The following is a 15,077-nucleotide window of genomic DNA, read 5'->3' on the forward strand; positions in this document are numbered from 1 at the left end:
CTTTGATCTCGGAGCGCGGCCAAAACCCCGGGTCGTGGCATGATCGCGGGTTTTTGTCGCTAATGTCTCTGAGAGAGACGGCGGGGTTCTGGAGGTTTAGGTGCAGCGGAGGGTGTCCGCGGGTGTCCGGGCCGGTGCGGGGATGGCGGGGGCCGTGCTGCTCCTCACGACCGCCTGCTCGGGCGGCGAGAAGGAGCACGGCGTCCCGGTCGGTGAGAAGGGCGACGCCGCCGTCCCGCAGGTGACGATCAATCCGGGCAACGGCAACGGCAAGGCGGCCCCGGAGGACGGCGTCACCGTCACGGCGGCGGGCGGCACGCTGCAGCAGGTCACCGTGACCCGCAAGGGCAAGCCGGTGGACGGCGCGATGTCGGCCGACAAGAGGTCGTGGAAGTCGCGCACGCTGCGCCCCGGCTCGCAGTACCAGGTGGCCGCGGTCGCGACCAGCCCCAAGGGCAAGTCGACCACCGTCAACTCCACCTTCAAGACGCTCAAGGCGGCCAACGAGCTGGAGGTCACCGACGTCAGCCCCACCAAGGGGGAGACGGTCGGGGTCGGCATGCCGATCATCGTCACCTTCAACCGCGCGGTCGGCGACAAGAAGGCCGTCGAGCAGGCCCTGGAGATCAAGTCGACCAAGCCCGCCACCGGCGCCTGGCACTGGTCCGGCGACACCCAGGTGATCTTCCGGACGCAGAACGGGCACTACTGGCAGCCCAACCAGAAGGTCAGCTTCACCGCCAAGCTCTCCGGCGTGAAGGCGGGCAAGAAGACCTACGGGATGAGCGACTTCAGCCGCAAGTTCAGCATCGGCGACTCGCACATCATCACCGCCAGCACCAAGACCCATCACCTGACCGTCAAGAAGAACGGCAAGAAGGTGAAGAGCTGGCCGATCAGCGCCGGCCGCGGCGGCCGCGTCGTCAACGGGGTGGACACCTACTCCACCACCAGCGGCATCCACCTGACCATGGGCAAGGAGAATCCGGCGATCATGACGTCGGAGTGGATGGGCGTCAAGCCGGAGGACAAGGCGAACGGCGGCTACAAGGAGGTCATCCCGTTCGCGGTGCGGATCTCCAACAGCGGCGAGTACATCCACTCGATGGCCTCGACGGTGTGGGCGCAGGGCCACCAGAACGTCAGCCACGGCTGCGTGAACTCCCCGCCGTCGGCCGCCCGGTGGTTCTACAAGTTCTCCTACCGCGGCGACCCGGTGATCATCACTGGCAGCGACCGGAAGCTCGAGCCGATGAACGGCTGGAGCTTCTACCAGATGTCGTGGAAGAAGTGGGTCAAGGGCAGCGCCCTCGACCGCACCGTCACCACCGGCTGAACCCCGCGCCCGCGCGGCGCCATGGCGGCGCTCCCCGTTCCGGGGGGCGCCGCCCGCGCGTTTCAGGTGCGGTCGGTGAGGCCGCGGAGGTAGGCGGCCTGGCCGGCGTGCTGGAGGTCGTCGGAGATCACGCTGATGAGGCGGACCGCGAGCGTGACGGGCGGGTCCCAGTTCGCGTCGACGATCCGCTCGAGGTCCTTGTCGGTCAGCGCGGCGACGTACTCGACGGTCCGGTCGTGGACGGCGTCGTGGTAGCCGGTGAGCAGGTCCGCCGACTCGACCCGGACGGCCGCGACCTGGTCCGGGTCGTGGCCGTAGCCGGTCTCGGACGGGGCGAGCGGCAGCGCGAACCGGTCGGCCCAGCCGTCGGACGTCCAGACCTGGGCGCTGCCGGCGGCGTCGGCGATGTGGTCGTCCTGGACGCGGGTCAGGTGCCAGACGAGCCAGGCGATCGAGTTGGCCCGGGCGTCGGGACGGAAGGCGAGCCGGTCCGGCCCGAGCCCGTCGGCGGCCTCGTGGACCACCTCCTGGATCCGGTCGAAGGCGTCGGTGAGCAATTGCGCACTGGTCATTTCCCCGACGCTACCCGCGCGTGTCCGCTCGAAGCGGAACGCGTCCGCTCAAAGCGGAGAACCGGGCCGGGGCGGCGGGGGCGCGTCAGGATGGGGCGATGGTGAGCACACGCCTCGAAGGCGCGACCGAACTGCCGGGCGGCCCACTCGTCAGGGGCCGGGGGCTGCGGCGGCCCGCGCCGGGCGGCGCCGCGCCCGACTACGGCCTGTACCTCGGCTCGGATCGGCTCCGCGGCCGCCATGACGCCGCGCTGGCCTGGCCGCACGACTGGATCGACTGGCCGGACTTCCTGCTGCCCCGCGACAGGGACGGCGCCGTCGCGCTCATCCGCGGCCTGCACGCGCGGGCCGGTGCGGGCGAGCGGGTCGAGGTCGCCTGCGGCGGCGGCGTCGGACGCACCGGCACGGTGATCGCCTGCCTGGCGGTGCTGTCCCGGGTTCCGGCGGAGCGCGCCGTCGCCTGGACGCGGGAGAACTACCACCGCAAGGCGGTCGAAACGCCCTGGCAGCGGCGCTGGGTGCTGCGCTTTCCCCGCGAGTAGCCGCCGCTGAGCGGGTACGTCACCGGCATGAGCACACCGGCGACCGGACGGAACGGGGCGGCGCCCGACCGCGGCTTCGCCGGGGAACTGCGCGACGCGGTGACGCTGCGCTCGTTCACCCTGGTCCTCGGCGTGCTGATCCTGCAGCTGGCGTTCATCCTGTCCTACATCGGTGCGTTCCACTCGCCGACCCCGCACCGCATCCCCGTCGCGGTCGTCGCGCCAGGGCAGGCGGCGGGGCAGGTGGCCGCGCAGCTGAACGCGCTGAAGGGCACCCCGCTCAAGGCGCGGACGGCCCCGAGCGAGCAGCGGGCCCGGCACCTGATCCTGGACCGGACGATCGACGCGGCGATCCTCGTGGACCCGCACGGCGGCACCGACACGCTGCTGGTGGCGTCCGCGAGCGGTCCCGCCGTCTCCAGCACCACCCAGCAGATCGCGGCGGGCATCGAGCAGTCCCGGCACCGGCAGGTGCGGACCGTCGACATCCGCCCGCCGGCCGCCGGGGACGGCCGCGGGCTGTCGTCGTTCTATCTGGTCATCGGCTGGATCGTGGGCGGTTACCTGGCGGCGGCGATCCTCGGCCTGGCCGGCGGCGCGCGCCCGGCGAACCTGCGCCGCACGATCATCCGGCTGGGCGCGCTCGCGCTGTACGCGATCGTGTCCGGGCTCGGCGGCGCGATCATCGCCGGGCCGGTCCTCGGTGCCCTGAACGGGCATTTCTGGGCACTGTGGGGCATCGGCGCGCTGGTCGTCATGGCCGCCGCGGCGACGACCGTGGCGTTCCAGATCCTGCTCGGGATGATCGGCATCGGGCTGGCGATCCTGGTGTTCGTCGTGCTCGGCAACCCCAGCGCGGGCGGCGCCTACCCGATGACCCTGCTGCCGGCGTTCTGGCGGGCCATCGGGGACTGGCTGCCGACGGGAGCGGGGACCACCGCCGTCCGCAACACCGTCTACTTCTCCGGCCACGCCACGGGGCAGGCCCTGGGCGTGCTGGCGGGTTACGCCGTGCTCGGGTCGGCGGTCGCCGTCGCCGCGTCCGCCGCCCACCTGCGGTACATGAGGCTGGTCCCGGACGGTCCGGCGATGAGCAGCAGCAGGCAGAGCCAGGCGAACCAGTCACCGAAACGCGAGTAGACCGTCCGGACGCCGTGCGCGGGGAGCGTCGCGCTGACGGAGGTGAACCCCGCGCCGCCGGTGGCGCGCCCGGCGAGGACCCGGCCGTAGGGGTCGCTGACCAGGAGCGTCCCCGCTCGGGCGGCCCGCGCGATGGTCAGACCGCTCTCGACGCCGCGGACGAGCGCCATCCGTCCGTGCAACCGGCCGTCGCCGGTGAAGTCCCAGGCAGGCGCGTACAGCACCGTCGCGCCGCGGGCCCGGTAGGCGCGGACGAGACCCGGGAAGTCCAGGTCCTTGCAGATGACGAGGCCGTGACCGGGGGAGAGGAACGCCAGCTCGGCGCCTGGGTCCAGGTCGTCCTCAAGGCCGGGGATCAGGTGGTGCTTGGCGTAGCGGACGGGCGCGCCGCCATCCGCGCGGATCCCGAGCGCGACGTTGCGTGCGGTGCCCGCGGTGGTCAGGACGAGCCCGACGACGATGTCCTCGTGGCGTTCGGTGGCCAGTCGCGCCAGCGGCCCAGTGAGCGCGGGAAGTGTCGTCTCGTTCGCGGCGAAGGTCTTCTCCGGCAGGACGACCGTGCCTGCGGGCGGTGTCGCGCGGATCGCTGCGAGGTAGCGGCGCAGCAGGTCGCGGCCCTGCGGCGTGGCGAGGTCGATCGTGTCGTCGGGACGGTCGGTGTCGAGCAGCGTGACGGTCGCCCGCGAGGGGTCGTGGGGCTGCCGGAGCCGCCAGCCGCCGTAGGCCAGCGGAAGGGCGAGGACGAGCGCGCCCGCGAGCAGCACCCGCCACCGCCGCGCGGTGCCGGGCGCGGCGGCCGCCGCCACGGCCGCGGGGACGCCCATGACGAGGAACGTGATCCCCCACGGGCCGGTCAGCGACGCGGTCTGCACGACGGGCGGGACGTCCGCCTGCGTGTAGGCCAGGCTCAGCCACGCGCCGTGCGGCGCCGCCACCGACAGCGCGTACTCCAGCGCCGCCCACCCCGCCGGGACGGTCAGCGCCGCGACGAGCGGGAACCCGCGCAGCAGCAGCCGCCGGAAGACCAACGCGAGCAGGCCGAACACCAGCGCGGTGCCGATGATGATCCCGGCCGCGGCCGGCGGCGGCATCTGCAGGGTGCCGAGGTAGTAGGGCCACATGCGGCTCTGCCCGGCGAGCCAGGCCAGGGACGCGGCGGCGAACGCGGCCCGTCCGCCGACCCGCGGCGCGAGCCACAGGACGGGCAGCGGGCCGAGCCAGGTGAGCCAGGCCACGGGGTGCAGCCCGGTGCCGAGCAGCAGCAGGACGGACGACAGCAAGGTCGAAGCGATCACGGTCATGGTCCGAGCGTCGGCCGCGTGGGCCTCCCGCCGCGTCGCCGGGACGAGTGAAACCGCGCCTCACTCCCGCGGGCGTCAGTCCGCGGGGTCGCCCGGGACGACCAGCCCGGACTCGTAGGCGAACACGACCGCCTGCACCCGGTCCCGCAGTCCGAGCTTGCCCAGCACGTGGCTGACGTGCGTCTTCACGGTGTGCTCGGTGACGACCATCGCCTCGGCGATCTCCGCGTTGGACCGGCCCCGCGCGACCTGCCGCAGCGTCGCGGCCTCCCGCTCGGTCAGCCCGGCGAGCCGCGCCGCGAGCCGCGGGACGACGCCGTGGCCGGGGCGCCGCACCAGGTCCTCGACCAGCCGCCGCGTCACCGCCGGCGCGAGAAGCGCGTCGCCGGAGGCGACGATGCGGACGGCGTCCGCCAGTTCGTCGCGCCGGATGTCCTTCAGCAGGAACCCGCCCGCGCCCGCCCGCAGCGCGTCGTAGACGTGCTCGTCGGAGTCGAACATCGTCAGCACGAGCACCCTGGCGGGCAGCGTCGCGCAGATCCGCTCCGTCGCCTCGATCCCGTTCATCACGGGCATCCGCACGTCCATCACGACGACGTCGGGCCGCAGCTCCTCGGCGGCGCGGACGGCGGCGGCCCCGTCCGCGGCCTCCCCGACGACGGCCATGTCCGGTTGCGCGTCCAGGATCATCGTGAACGCGGCGCGGAAGAGGTCCTGGTCGTCGGCGACGAGGACGCGCAGGGCCTTCTCGTCCGTCACGGGCTCATCCAACCGGAAGCCGGGCCAGGACCGTGAACCCGCGCGGGCCGGGCCCGGCGCGCACCGTGCCGCCGCAGGCGGCGGCGCGCTCGCGCATCCCGGCCAGCCCGTGCCCGGACGCGGCGGGCTCGCCGCCCCGCCCGTCGTCGGCGATCTCGATCACCAGCGCGTCCCGCCAGCGCACCGCGACGGTCACCGCGCTCACCGGTCCGGCGTGCTTGCGGACGTTGGTGAGCGCCTCCTGCACGATCCGGTACGCGGCGACGCCGGCGTCCGGCGCGACGGGGCGCGGCTCGCCGTCCACGGTCAGCGCGGCCGGCAGCCCGCAGTCGCGCACGAGGTCGGGCAGCGTCGCGAGGCCCGGCTGCGCGCCGCCCGGCGCCGCGTCGTCGCGCAGCGCGTCCAGGATGGCGCGCAGCTGGGCCAGCGCGCCGCGTCCGGTGTCGGCGATCCGCCCGAACGCCTCGTCCGCCCGGTCCGGGCCGGCCAGCGGCGCCGCCTCGGCCTGCACCACCATGAGCCCGACGGAATGGGTGAGGACGTCGTGCATGTCGCGGGCGATGCGGGCCCGCTCGCCGGCGGCGGCCGCCGCCCGCTCCTGCTCCAGCCGCCGCGTCCGCTCGGCGTGCTCGGCGGCCTGCGCGCGGCGGGCCTGCTCGGCCGTCCCGAGCGCGAACGCGGCGGTGAACGCGGTGCCGAGCAGCGGGTAGACGTCGGAGTCCTCGCCGGGCAGCACGATCGAGACGTACACGACGGCGGCCAGCAGCGGGACCGACAGCAGCCGCAGCACCGGCCGGCTCAGCGCGGCGATCGTGTAGACGGCCACCAGCGGCCCCCACGGCAGCAGCAGCGGCTTCTGCCAGACGACCAGCGCGGTCATCGCCAGGCCCACGACGAGGCCGACGCAAAGCGGGGCGTGGCGCCGCCACAGCACCGGGACGGACGCGAGCAGCGCCAGCGCCACCACCCACCACGGCCGTGCCGCCCACAGCGCCGGCGCCACGGTCGCGGCGGTGACGGCGGCGGCCACCGCCCGGTCGGCGGTCCTCGCGTCGGGCATGCCGCCAGTGTCGGGGATCGGGCCGCCGCGCACCTCACTCGCGCGAGTGAGACACCGCCTCGTCCCCGCGGAGAAGCCCGTGAACACCGTGCGCGGGAATCGGGACGGGCCTGCGGGACGGGAGGCGGGCGGTGACGACCAGGCCGCCGCCGGGACGCGGTTCGGCGGTCACCGTCCCGCCGTGCGCGGTCGCGATCGCGCGGACGATCGACAGGCCGAGCCCGGAGCCGCGGTCCGAGCGCACCCGGTCGTTGCCCAGCCGGCGGAACGGCTCGAAGATCGTCTCGATCTCGTAGCGCGGCACGGCCGGACCGGTGTTGGCGACCTCCACCTCGGCCCAGCCGTCCCGGCCGCGCGTCGACACCCGCAGCTCGCCGCCGTCGCGGTTGTGCCGGACCGCGTTCTCGACGAGGTTCTGCACGAGCCGCTCCACCAGCACGGGGTCGCCGGTCGTGGGCGCGGGGCCGAGCCGCCGGTCCGGGGTGACGCCGTGCTCGCGGGCCTCGGCCGCGGCCTGCTCCAGGACGTGCCCGGCGACGTCCGCCAGGTCCAGCGGGTCGGTGCCGGCCACGGCGTTCTCGGTCCCGGCGAGGGTGAGCAGCCCGTCGATCAGCCGCTCGTGCCGGGTGTTGACGACCAGCAGCGACTCGCCGAGCCGCTTGACGTCGTCGGTCGCGTCCGGGCGCCGGACCGCCACGTCCACCAGCGTCCGGTTGATGGCGAGCGGGGTGCGCAGCTCGTGCGAGGCGTTGGCGACGAACCGCCGCTGCCCGTCGAAGGCCCGGGCGAGGCGGCCGAGCATGGTGTCGAAGGCGTCGGCGAGTTCCTTGACGTCGTCGCGCGGCCCCTCGTAGCCGATCCGCTCGCTGAGGTCGTGGCTGCGCGCCACCCGCCCCGCCGTCTCGGTGATCTTGTGGACGGGGCGCAGCGCCCGGTCGGCCAGCAGCCAGCCGAACCCGAGCCCGGCCGCGCCGACCAGCCCGAGCGCGATCCCGCCCTGCGTCAGCAGCGCGTTCAGCGTGTCGTGCTTGTAGTCGCGTTTCGCCCGCACCAGCACGCCCTGCAGCTCCCCCGGCGTCAGTTCCTTGCCGGCGGCGCCGGGCGGGACGGCGCCTGCGGGGCCCTGCGTGTACACCTGGTCGGCGGGGCCGCCCTCCCGGGAACCGCTGACCTCCATGGGACCGGCCTGTTGCGCGAGGTTGTTCTGCACGAGCAGGTACGTCAGCCCGAGCAGGACGACCCCGGCGCCCAGGAAGAGGCCGGTGTACAGCAGGGTGAGGCGCATCCGGATGGTGGGGCGGACGCGTTCGGCGAGGCGCTTCACGGGATCCGGTACCCCGCTCCCGGGACGGTCTCGATGACCTGCGGTTCACCGAGTTTGCGGCGCAGCTTCATCAGCGTCACCCGGACGGTGTTGGTGAACGGGTCGGTGTGCTCGTCCCACACCTTCTCCAGCAGCCGCTCGGCCGACACGATCGTCCCGTCCGCGCGCATCAGCTCGGCGAGCAGCCCGAACTCCTTGCGCGCGAGCCGCACGTAGCGGCCGTCCCGCACGACCTCCTGGCGGGACGGGTCGAGCCGGATGCCCGCGCGTTCCAGCGCGGGCGGCGCCGCCGGGCGGGCCCGCCGGCCCAGCGCCAGGATCCGCGCGACCAGCTCCTCGAACGCGAACGGCTTGGTCAGGTAGTCGTCGGCGCCGATCCGCAGGCCGTCGACGCGCGCCGGGACCGCCGCCGCGGCGGTCAGCATGAGCACCCGTACCAGCGCACCCGACTCCACCACCGCGCGGCACACGTCGTCGCCGTGCACCACGGGCAGGTCCCGGTCCAGGACGAGGACGTCGTAGTCGTTGACGCCGAGCCGCTCCAGCGCCGCGTCCCCGTCGTACACCACGTCCACCGCCAGCGCCTCGGCCCGCAGGCCCTCGGCGATCGAGTCGGCGAGCATCCGCTCGTCCTCGGCGACCAATACGCGCACCGTGCCGTCCTCCGCCTCGCCCTGACCGTCCGGCGCCCAGACTCCGGCATCGGGCGTAACGCCGGCATAACGAGTTCCGGTTACGGCGGGGTTACCGGCCGCCCGCTGGACTTTGCGCACGCGGCCGGCGTCCGTCCGGCGGCGACCATGAGGAGACCGACCGATGAGACGACAGACGTTCGCGGCGCTGGCCCTGGCGCCCGCGCTCGTGCTCGGCCTGCAGGCGTGCGGCGGCGGTTCCGGCGGCGGGACCGGCACCGGCAAGGCCGCGAGCGACGAGGCGAAGATGCGCAAGTTCGCCCAGTGCATGCGCGACAACGGCGTGGACATGCAGGACCCGAAGGACGGCAGGGTCGAGATCAGGTCCAGCGCGCAGCCCACCGCGCGCGGCGGCCCGCAGCGCACCGACCCGAAGATCGAGGCGGCGCAGAAGAAGTGCGCGCACCTCATGCCGAACGGCGGCAAACCGCGCAAGCCCTCCACGCAGGAGCTGGCCAGGATGCGCGCGTACTCCAAGTGCATGCGCGACCACGGCATCACCGCTTTCCCCGACCCGAGCTCGGACGGCGGCATCCAGATCAACGCGGGCCCCGGCACGGGGATCGACCCGGAGAGCCAGACCTTCAAGGCCGCCGACCAGGCCTGCAAGAAGTACCAGCCGGGCCGCGGGCCCCGCGAGTCCGGCGGAGGCGGCAGGTGAATCGCAGGCGCACGGCCGTGCTGGGCGCGGCGGGCGTGGTGGTCGCCGGCGGCGCCGGCCTCGCCACCGCCGGCCTCGGCGGCGGCAGCGGCCCGTCGGCCGAGCACAGCACGCTGCCGCCCGCAACCGCGACGGTCGAGCGGACGACGCTCGTCGAGACCCAGAAGGTGGACGGGACGCTCGGCTACGGCACGTCCCGCTCGATATCCGCTTCAGGCCGCGGAACGCTGACCTGGCTGGCGGGCGAAGGGGCCGTGGTGACGCGCGGGCAGCCGGTCTACCGGGTCGACAACAAGCCCGTACCGCTGCTGTACGGCAAGCTGCCCCTTTACCGGACCCTCTCCGACGGGACGGAGGGAACCGACGTCCTGCAGTTCGAGAAGAACCTCGCCGCGCTCGGCTACACCGGGTTCACCGTCGACAAGGAGTACAGCTCCGCGACCGCCGCGGCCGTCAAGCGCTGGCAGGACGACCTCGGCGTGGACGAGACCGGCACGGTCGCGCCCGGGTCCGCGGTCGTCGCGTCCGGCCGGATCCGCGTCGCCGACCACAAGGCGCAGGTCGGCGACAAGCTCGGCGGGCCGGTGCTCACCTACACCGGCACCACCCGGGTGGTGGGCGTCGAGCTGGACGTGAAGTACCAGCGGCTGGCCAAGAAGGGCGCCCAGGTCGAGGTGGTGCTGCCCGACGACACCACGACGAGGGGCACGATCACCTCGGTCGGCAAGGTCGCCACCCAGGGGCAGGGCGACGACCCGGCCACCGTCCACCTCACCGTCGCCGTCCAGAGCCGGCGCTCGCTCGGCTCCTACGACAAGGCGCCCGTCAGCGTGGACCTCATCGCCGGCCGGCATCCGAACGTGCTGGCCGTGCCGGTCGCGGCGCTGCTGGCGCAGGGCGACGGCGGGTACGCGGTGCAGGTCGTCCAGAACGGGGCCGTCCGCACCGTCGCGGTGGAGACCGGCGTGTTCACCGACGGCAAGGTCGAGGTCTCCGGATCCGGCCTGTCGGAGGGCATGAAGGTCGGGGTGCCCGCATGACGGCGGTCGTCGAGCTGCGCGAGGTCACCAAGAGCTATCCGGGCGGCGTCACCGCGCTGGACGCGGTGTCGGTCACCGTGCAGGCGGGCGAGCTGCTGGCGATCGTGGGCCCGTCCGGCTCCGGCAAGTCGACGATGCTGCACCTGCTGGGCACCCTCGACCGGCCCAGCGCCGGGGCGGTGCTCGTGGAGGGCCGGGACGCGTCCGCGATGAGCGACCGCCGCCTGTCGGCGCTGCGCGCCCGCCGCATCGGCTTCGTGTTCCAGCAGTTCCACCTCGCCGCCGGGGTCAGCGCGCTGGACAACGTCGCCGACGGCCTGCTGTACGGGGGCGTGCCGCTCGCGCAGCGGCGCCGCAGGGCGCGCCGGGCGCTGGAGCGCGTCGGCCTCGGGCACCGCCTCGACCACCGGCCGCACCAGCTGTCCGGGGGCGAGAAGCAGCGGGTGGCGATCGCCCGCGCCGTCGTCGGGGAACCGGCGCTGCTGCTGGCCGACGAGCCGACCGGCGCGCTGGACTCCGCGTCCGGCGCCGGCGTGCTCGACCTGCTGCGCGAGCTGGCCGGCGCCGGCACCACCGTCGTCCTGATCACCCACGACCGCGACATCGCCGCGTCGATGCCCCGCCAGGTCCGGATGCGCGACGGCCGGATCGTGCACGACGACGCCGGACTGGAGGCCGCGCGATGACCCTCACCGCACCGCCGCCGCGGGGCGGCGACGTCCCGGCGCGGCTCGGCCCGTCCGACGTCGTGCGCGTCGGCGCCGCCGGGCTGCGCGCCCGCCCCCTGCGGGTGTTCCTGTCCGCCCTCGGCATCGCGATCGGCATCGCCGCCATGATCGCCGTGGTCGGGATCTCCACCTCCAGCCGCGCCCAGCTCCAGGCCACCCTGGACAAGCTCGGCACCAACCTGCTGACCGTCGCCCCCGGCAAGGACCTGTTCGGCGCCGACAGCGAGCTGCCCGAGCAGGCGACCGGCATGGTCGGGCGGATGACCGACGTCGAATCGGCGTCCGCCACCGGCAAACTGGAGGACACCGACGTCTACCGCAACGACCACATCCCCGAGGGCGAGACCGGCGGCATCTCCGTGCTCGCCGCCCGCCTCGACCTGCCCCGCACCGTCGGCCTCACGATGGCAGCCGGGACCTGGCTGAACGCCGGCACCGCCCGCTACCCGGCGGTCGTCCTCGGCTCGGAGGCCGCGACGGCGCTCGGCGTCTCCACCGTCAACGTCCAGGTCTGGCTCGGCTCGCAGTGGTTCACCGTCGTCGGGATCCTCGACCCCAACCAGCTCGCCCCCGAACTGGACAACGCCGCCCTCGTCGGCTGGGACGCCGCTGCGACCCACCTCGGCTTCGACGGGCACCCCACCACCGTCTACGCCCGCGCCCGCAAGGACGCGGTGGAGCGGGCCCGGACCCTGCTGGCCGCCACCGCCGACCCCGAATCGCCCACCGAGGTCGAGGTCAGCCGCCCGTCCGACGCGCTCGCCGCCGAGAACGCCACCGACAAGACGTTCACCGCGCTGCTGCTCGGCCTCGGCGGCGTCGCCCTGCTGGTCGGCGGCGTCGGCGTCGCCAACACCATGGTGATCTCCGTGCTGGAGCGCCGCGCCGAGATCGGCCTGCGCCGCTCCCTGGGCGCCACCCGCGGCCAGATCCGGCTCCAGTTCCTCACCGAGTCCCAGCTGCTCGCCGGCCTCGGGGGCGTCGGCGGCGTCGGCCTCGGCATCGCCGTCACCGCCGTGTTCGCGGCGACGCAGGGATGGCCGACGGTCGTTCCGGTCTGGGCGATGGGGGGCGGAGTACTCGCCACCCTCCTCATCGGCGCCGTCGCCGGCCTCTACCCGGCGATCCGCGCCGCCCGCTTGGCCCCCACCGAGGCTCTGGGGGCCGTCTAGCTGTGTTTGCCCAGGGGGGCGAACCCCTGGAACCCCCGTCAACGGTCGAGAGGCTGTTTCCCGCTCCGCTGGCGCTCCGCGGGAAACAGCCTCTCGACCGGCGGGCGGGCCCGCTCCGCTCGCTGGCGCCCGCTCCGCGTGCCCGCCCGTGGGGCGTCTGGGGGTGTTGCTTTATCGCACGCCGTAGAGGTGTTCCAGGGCCAGTTGGTCGAGGCGTTCGAAGGCGGCGCCGCGGGTGGCGAGGGCCTCGATGTCGGGGGAGGCGTCGCGGACGGAGCGCCAGTCCTCGCCCTCGGCGAGGGTCGGGACGGCCAGCTCGTCGAGCTTGGCGTCACGCAGGGCGTCCTGCACCTCGGGGTCGGCGCGGAAGGCGCGGGCCTTCTCGCGCAGGATCAGCCAGTTGCGCATGCAGGCCTTCGCCGACTCCCAGACGCCCTCGTCGTCCTCGGTGCGCGGCGGCTTGAAGTCGAAGTGGATCGGGCCGTCGTAGTCGGACTGCTCGATGAGGTCGACGACCCAGAACGCGCCGCGCGCGTTGCCCGCGCCGAAGCGCAGGTCCTGGTCGTAGCGGGGGCCGTGCTGGCCGTTCAGGTCGATGTGGAACAGCTTGCCCTGCCACAGCGCCTGCGCGAGGCCGTGCGCGTAGTTGAGGCCCGCCATCTCCTCGTGGCCGACCTCGGGGTTGAGGCCGACGTTCTCGGAGCGTTCGAGGGTCTGGATGAACGCGAGGGCGTGGCCGATCGTGGGCAGCAGGATGTCGCCGCGCGGCTCGTTCGGCTTGGGCTCGATGGCGAAGCGCAGGTCGTAGCCCTGGTCGGCGACGTAGTCGCCGAGGACGTCGAACGCCTCTTTGTAGCGGTCCAAGGCGGCGCGGACGTCCTTGGCGGCGCCCGACTCGGCGCCCTCGCGGCCGCCCCAGCACACGTAGGTCTTCGCGCCGAGCTCGGCGGCGAGGTCGAGGTTGTCCATCACCTTGCGCAGCGCGAACCGGCGGACGTCGCGGTCGTTGGAGGTGAACGCGCCGTCCTTGAAGATCGGGTGGGAGAACAGGTTGGTGGTCGCGGTGGTGACGACCAGGCCCGTCTCGTCGAGCGCCTTCCTGAACGCGTCGATCTTCTCCTGGCGCTCGGCGGGGGAGGCGTCGAAGTCGAAGACGTCGTTGTCGTGGAAGTTGACGCCGTGGGCGCCGATCTCGGCGAGCTTGCGGACGGCGCGGTCGGCGGGCATCGGCGGCCGGGTGCCGGGGCCGAAGACGTCGACGCCCTGCCAGCCGACCGTCCAGATGCCGAACGAGAACCGGTCCTCCGGTACGGGCGTGTAGTCGCTCATGGGTCTTCCTCTCAGATCTGCGGGGCGGCGTCGCGCAGCGCGGCGTAGCGCGCGCGGACCGGCTCCGCGTCCGCCGCGCGGTCGGTGGTGTGCTCGGTGGCGGGCGGTGCGGGCCAGCGCGGTGGCTCCGGCGTCCCGGCCAGCGCCCAGGCCGCCTGGCGGGCGGCGCCGACCGCGACGTACTCGGCGGGCTCCGGCACGGTGACCGGCGTACCCAGGATCGCGGGGGCGAGCGCGCGGACGGCGTCCGAGCGGGCGCCGCCGCCGATGAGCAGCGTGCGGCGGGGCGTGACGCCCTGCGCGGCGAGGTGGCCGACGGCGTCGGCGAGCGAGCACAGCAGCGCCTCCACCGCCGCCCGCGCGATGTTCTCGCGGGTGGCGTTCGCCGTGGTCAGGCCCGCGAGGACGCCGGTCGCGTCGGGACGGTCCGGGGTGCGCTCGCCGTCGAGGTAGGGCAGCAGCGTCAGCCCGCCCGCGCCCGGCTCGGCGGCGAGCGCGAGCGCCGACAGCTCGTCCAGGCTCGCGCCGGTCATGGACGCGGCGGCCGTCAGGATCCGGGCCGCGTTCAGAGTGCAGACGAGGGGCAGGAACCGGCCGGTCGCGTCGGCGAACCCGGCCACCAGGCCGGACGGGTCGGCGGCGGGCGTGTCCGCGACCGCGAACGCGGTCCCGGACGTGCCGATCGACACCACGACGTCGCCGGGCTCCAGCCCGAGGCCGAGCGCGGCGCCCATGTTGTCGCCGGTGCCCGGTCCGAGCGCCGCGCCCCAGGACGTCTCGCCGACCGCCTCGCCGGGCCCGGCGACGCGCGGCGGCTCGGCGTCGTGGCCGAGCGCGGCGCGCAGCAGGTCGGGCAGGTAGGCGCCGGCGGCGGGGGACCAGTAGCCGGTGCCGGACGCGTCGCCCCGGTCGGTGACCGGTTCGCTCGCGCCGAGCCGCCACGTCAGCCAGTCGTGCGGCAGCATCACCCGCTCGGTGCGGCGGGCGTTGTCCGGCTCGTGCTCGGCCATCCAGCGCAGCTTGCCGACGGTGAACGAGGCGAGCGGCACGCTGCCGGTCCGCTCCGCCCACGCCTGCGGTCCGCCGAACTCGGCGACCAGCGCGCGGGCCTGCGGCGCCGAGCGGGTGTCGTTCCACAGCAGCGCGGGCCGCACGACCTCGCCGGCGCCGTCGAGCGCGACCATGCCGTGCTGCTGCGCCGCGACGGCGACCGCGTCGGCGCGTTCCAGCAGGTCGCGGACCTGCGACAGCGCGTCCCACCAGTGCCGGGGGTGGCATTCGGTGCCGTCCGGGTGCGGCGCCGACGCCTGCGCGACCACGGCGCCGTCCGCGGCGCGGCACAGCACGACCTTCGTCGACTGCGTCGACGAGTCGACGCCCGCCACCAGGCTCTCCGTCATCCGCCCTCTTTCGTAAAGACT

At 74.3% G+C, this 15,077-nt stretch carries 14 protein-coding genes and 1 pseudogene; 7 read left to right on the forward strand and 8 right to left on the reverse strand.

Features of this window, described 5'->3' with window-relative positions:
• Window positions 1-112 precede the first annotated feature (112 nt).
• Window positions 113-1,336: a L,D-transpeptidase gene (locus tag QP089_RS22335; RefSeq protein ID WP_285913694.1), complete on the forward strand. Its 1,224-nt coding sequence runs from the start codon at window positions 113-115 to the stop codon at window positions 1,334-1,336.
• Window positions 1,337-1,398: 62 nt separating this feature from the next.
• Here the strand turns inward: QP089_RS22335 and QP089_RS22340 are convergent, their stop codons facing one another.
• A complete protein-coding gene (locus QP089_RS22340; protein ID WP_285913695.1) occupies window positions 1,399-1,908 on the reverse strand; it encodes a mycothiol transferase in 510 nt (169 codons plus the stop codon).
• Window positions 1,909-2,006: 98 nt separating this feature from the next.
• Between QP089_RS22340 and QP089_RS22345 the strand changes: the two genes are divergently transcribed.
• Together QP089_RS22345 and QP089_RS22350 are read left to right on the forward strand one after the other, a co-directional pair.
• A complete protein-coding gene (locus QP089_RS22345) occupies window positions 2,007-2,450 on the forward strand; it encodes a phosphatase domain-containing protein (protein ID WP_285913696.1) in 444 nt (147 codons plus the stop codon).
• A gap of 27 nt (window positions 2,451-2,477) precedes the next feature.
• Window positions 2,478-3,590, forward strand: coding sequence for a DUF3533 domain-containing protein (locus tag QP089_RS22350; protein ID WP_285913697.1), 1,113 nt, complete (start codon window positions 2,478-2,480; stop codon window positions 3,588-3,590).
• Between the two features lie 77 nt (window positions 3,591-3,667).
• Here QP089_RS22350 and QP089_RS22355 read toward each other — a convergent pair.
• From QP089_RS22355 to QP089_RS22375, 5 genes and pseudogenes are all read right to left on the reverse strand, one after another.
• Window positions 3,668-4,891: pseudogene (locus QP089_RS22355) on the reverse strand (nitrilase-related carbon-nitrogen hydrolase); the annotation flags it as partial.
• Between the two features lie 75 nt (window positions 4,892-4,966).
• Window positions 4,967-5,650 carry a response regulator gene (locus QP089_RS22360; protein WP_285913698.1) on the reverse strand — a complete coding sequence of 228 codons (684 nt, stop codon included), beginning with the start codon at window positions 5,648-5,650 and terminating at the stop codon, window positions 4,967-4,969.
• A 4-nt stretch (window positions 5,651-5,654) separates the two neighbouring features.
• Window positions 5,655-6,710 (reverse strand): sensor histidine kinase, encoded by a 1,056-nt coding sequence (locus tag QP089_RS22365; protein ID WP_285913699.1) that lies wholly within the window; start codon window positions 6,708-6,710, stop codon window positions 5,655-5,657.
• A 34-nt stretch (window positions 6,711-6,744) separates the two neighbouring features.
• Window positions 6,745-8,034, reverse strand: a complete 1,290-nt coding sequence (locus tag QP089_RS22370) for a sensor histidine kinase (protein ID WP_285913700.1) — start codon at window positions 8,032-8,034, stop codon at window positions 6,745-6,747.
• Window positions 8,031-8,687, reverse strand: coding sequence for a response regulator transcription factor (locus QP089_RS22375; RefSeq protein ID WP_173091589.1), 657 nt, complete (start codon window positions 8,685-8,687; stop codon window positions 8,031-8,033). The genes QP089_RS22370 and QP089_RS22375 overlap by 4 nt, the downstream gene beginning before the upstream one ends.
• Window positions 8,688-8,850: 163 nt before the next feature.
• Here QP089_RS22375 and QP089_RS22380 point away from each other — a divergent pair, with 163 nt between their 5' ends.
• The 4 genes from QP089_RS22380 to QP089_RS22395 are packed head-to-tail and all read left to right on the forward strand — an operon-like array spanning window position 8,851 to window position 12,327.
• Window positions 8,851-9,387, forward strand: a complete 537-nt coding sequence (locus tag QP089_RS22380) for a hypothetical protein (protein ID WP_285913702.1) — start codon at window positions 8,851-8,853, stop codon at window positions 9,385-9,387.
• Window positions 9,384-10,427, forward strand: a complete 1,044-nt coding sequence (locus tag QP089_RS22385) for a peptidoglycan-binding protein (protein WP_285913703.1) — start codon at window positions 9,384-9,386, stop codon at window positions 10,425-10,427. The genes QP089_RS22380 and QP089_RS22385 overlap by 4 nt, the downstream gene beginning before the upstream one ends.
• On the forward strand, window positions 10,424-11,113 hold the full coding sequence (locus tag QP089_RS22390) for an ABC transporter ATP-binding protein (RefSeq protein WP_285913704.1): 690 nt from the start codon (window positions 10,424-10,426) through the stop codon (window positions 11,111-11,113). The genes QP089_RS22385 and QP089_RS22390 overlap by 4 nt, the downstream gene beginning before the upstream one ends.
• The gene (locus tag QP089_RS22395) at window positions 11,110-12,327 is read left to right on the forward strand and encodes an ABC transporter permease (RefSeq protein ID WP_285913705.1); all 1,218 of its coding nucleotides are present in this window, start codon (window positions 11,110-11,112) and stop codon (window positions 12,325-12,327) included. The genes QP089_RS22390 and QP089_RS22395 overlap by 4 nt, the downstream gene beginning before the upstream one ends.
• 171 nt (window positions 12,328-12,498) lie before the next feature.
• Here QP089_RS22395 and xylA read toward each other — a convergent pair whose 3' ends face one another.
• Both xylA and xylB read right to left on the reverse strand, forming a co-directional pair.
• Window positions 12,499-13,656 (reverse strand): xylose isomerase, encoded by a 1,158-nt coding sequence (xylA, locus tag QP089_RS22400; protein ID WP_285913706.1) that lies wholly within the window; start codon window positions 13,654-13,656, stop codon window positions 12,499-12,501.
• A gap of 11 nt (window positions 13,657-13,667) precedes the next feature.
• On the reverse strand, window positions 13,668-15,056 hold the full coding sequence (gene xylB / locus QP089_RS22405) for a xylulokinase (protein ID WP_285913707.1): 1,389 nt from the start codon (window positions 15,054-15,056) through the stop codon (window positions 13,668-13,670).
• Between the last annotated feature and the right edge of the window lie 21 nt (window positions 15,057-15,077).

The sequence above is a fragment of the Actinomadura opuntiae genome (genome assembly GCF_030283205.1).
GTDB lineage: Bacteria > Actinomycetota > Actinomycetes > Streptosporangiales > Streptosporangiaceae > Spirillospora.

Bases quoted from the DNA above. Each gene is read 5' to 3' on its own strand.
- QP089_RS22340 (WP_285913695.1), bottom strand. From the start codon at position 1,908: ATGACCAGTGCGCAATTGCTCACCGACGCCTTCGACCGGATCCAGGAG.
- QP089_RS22345 (WP_285913696.1), top strand. From the start codon at position 2,007: ATGGTGAGCACACGCCTCGAAGGCGCGACCGAACTGCCGGGCGGCCCA.
- QP089_RS22350 (WP_285913697.1), top strand. From the start codon at position 2,478: ATGAGCACACCGGCGACCGGACGGAACGGGGCGGCGCCCGACCGCGGC.
- QP089_RS22365 (WP_285913699.1), bottom strand. From the start codon at position 6,710: ATGCCCGACGCGAGGACCGCCGACCGGGCGGTGGCCGCCGCCGTCACC.
- QP089_RS22380 (WP_285913702.1), top strand. From the start codon at position 8,851: ATGAGACGACAGACGTTCGCGGCGCTGGCCCTGGCGCCCGCGCTCGTG.
- QP089_RS22390 (WP_285913704.1), top strand. From the start codon at position 10,424: ATGACGGCGGTCGTCGAGCTGCGCGAGGTCACCAAGAGCTATCCGGGC.
- QP089_RS22395 (WP_285913705.1), top strand. From the start codon at position 11,110: ATGACCCTCACCGCACCGCCGCCGCGGGGCGGCGACGTCCCGGCGCGG.
- xylA (WP_285913706.1), bottom strand. From the start codon at position 13,656: ATGAGCGACTACACGCCCGTACCGGAGGACCGGTTCTCGTTCGGCATC.
- xylB (WP_285913707.1), bottom strand. From the start codon at position 15,056: ATGACGGAGAGCCTGGTGGCGGGCGTCGACTCGTCGACGCAGTCGACG.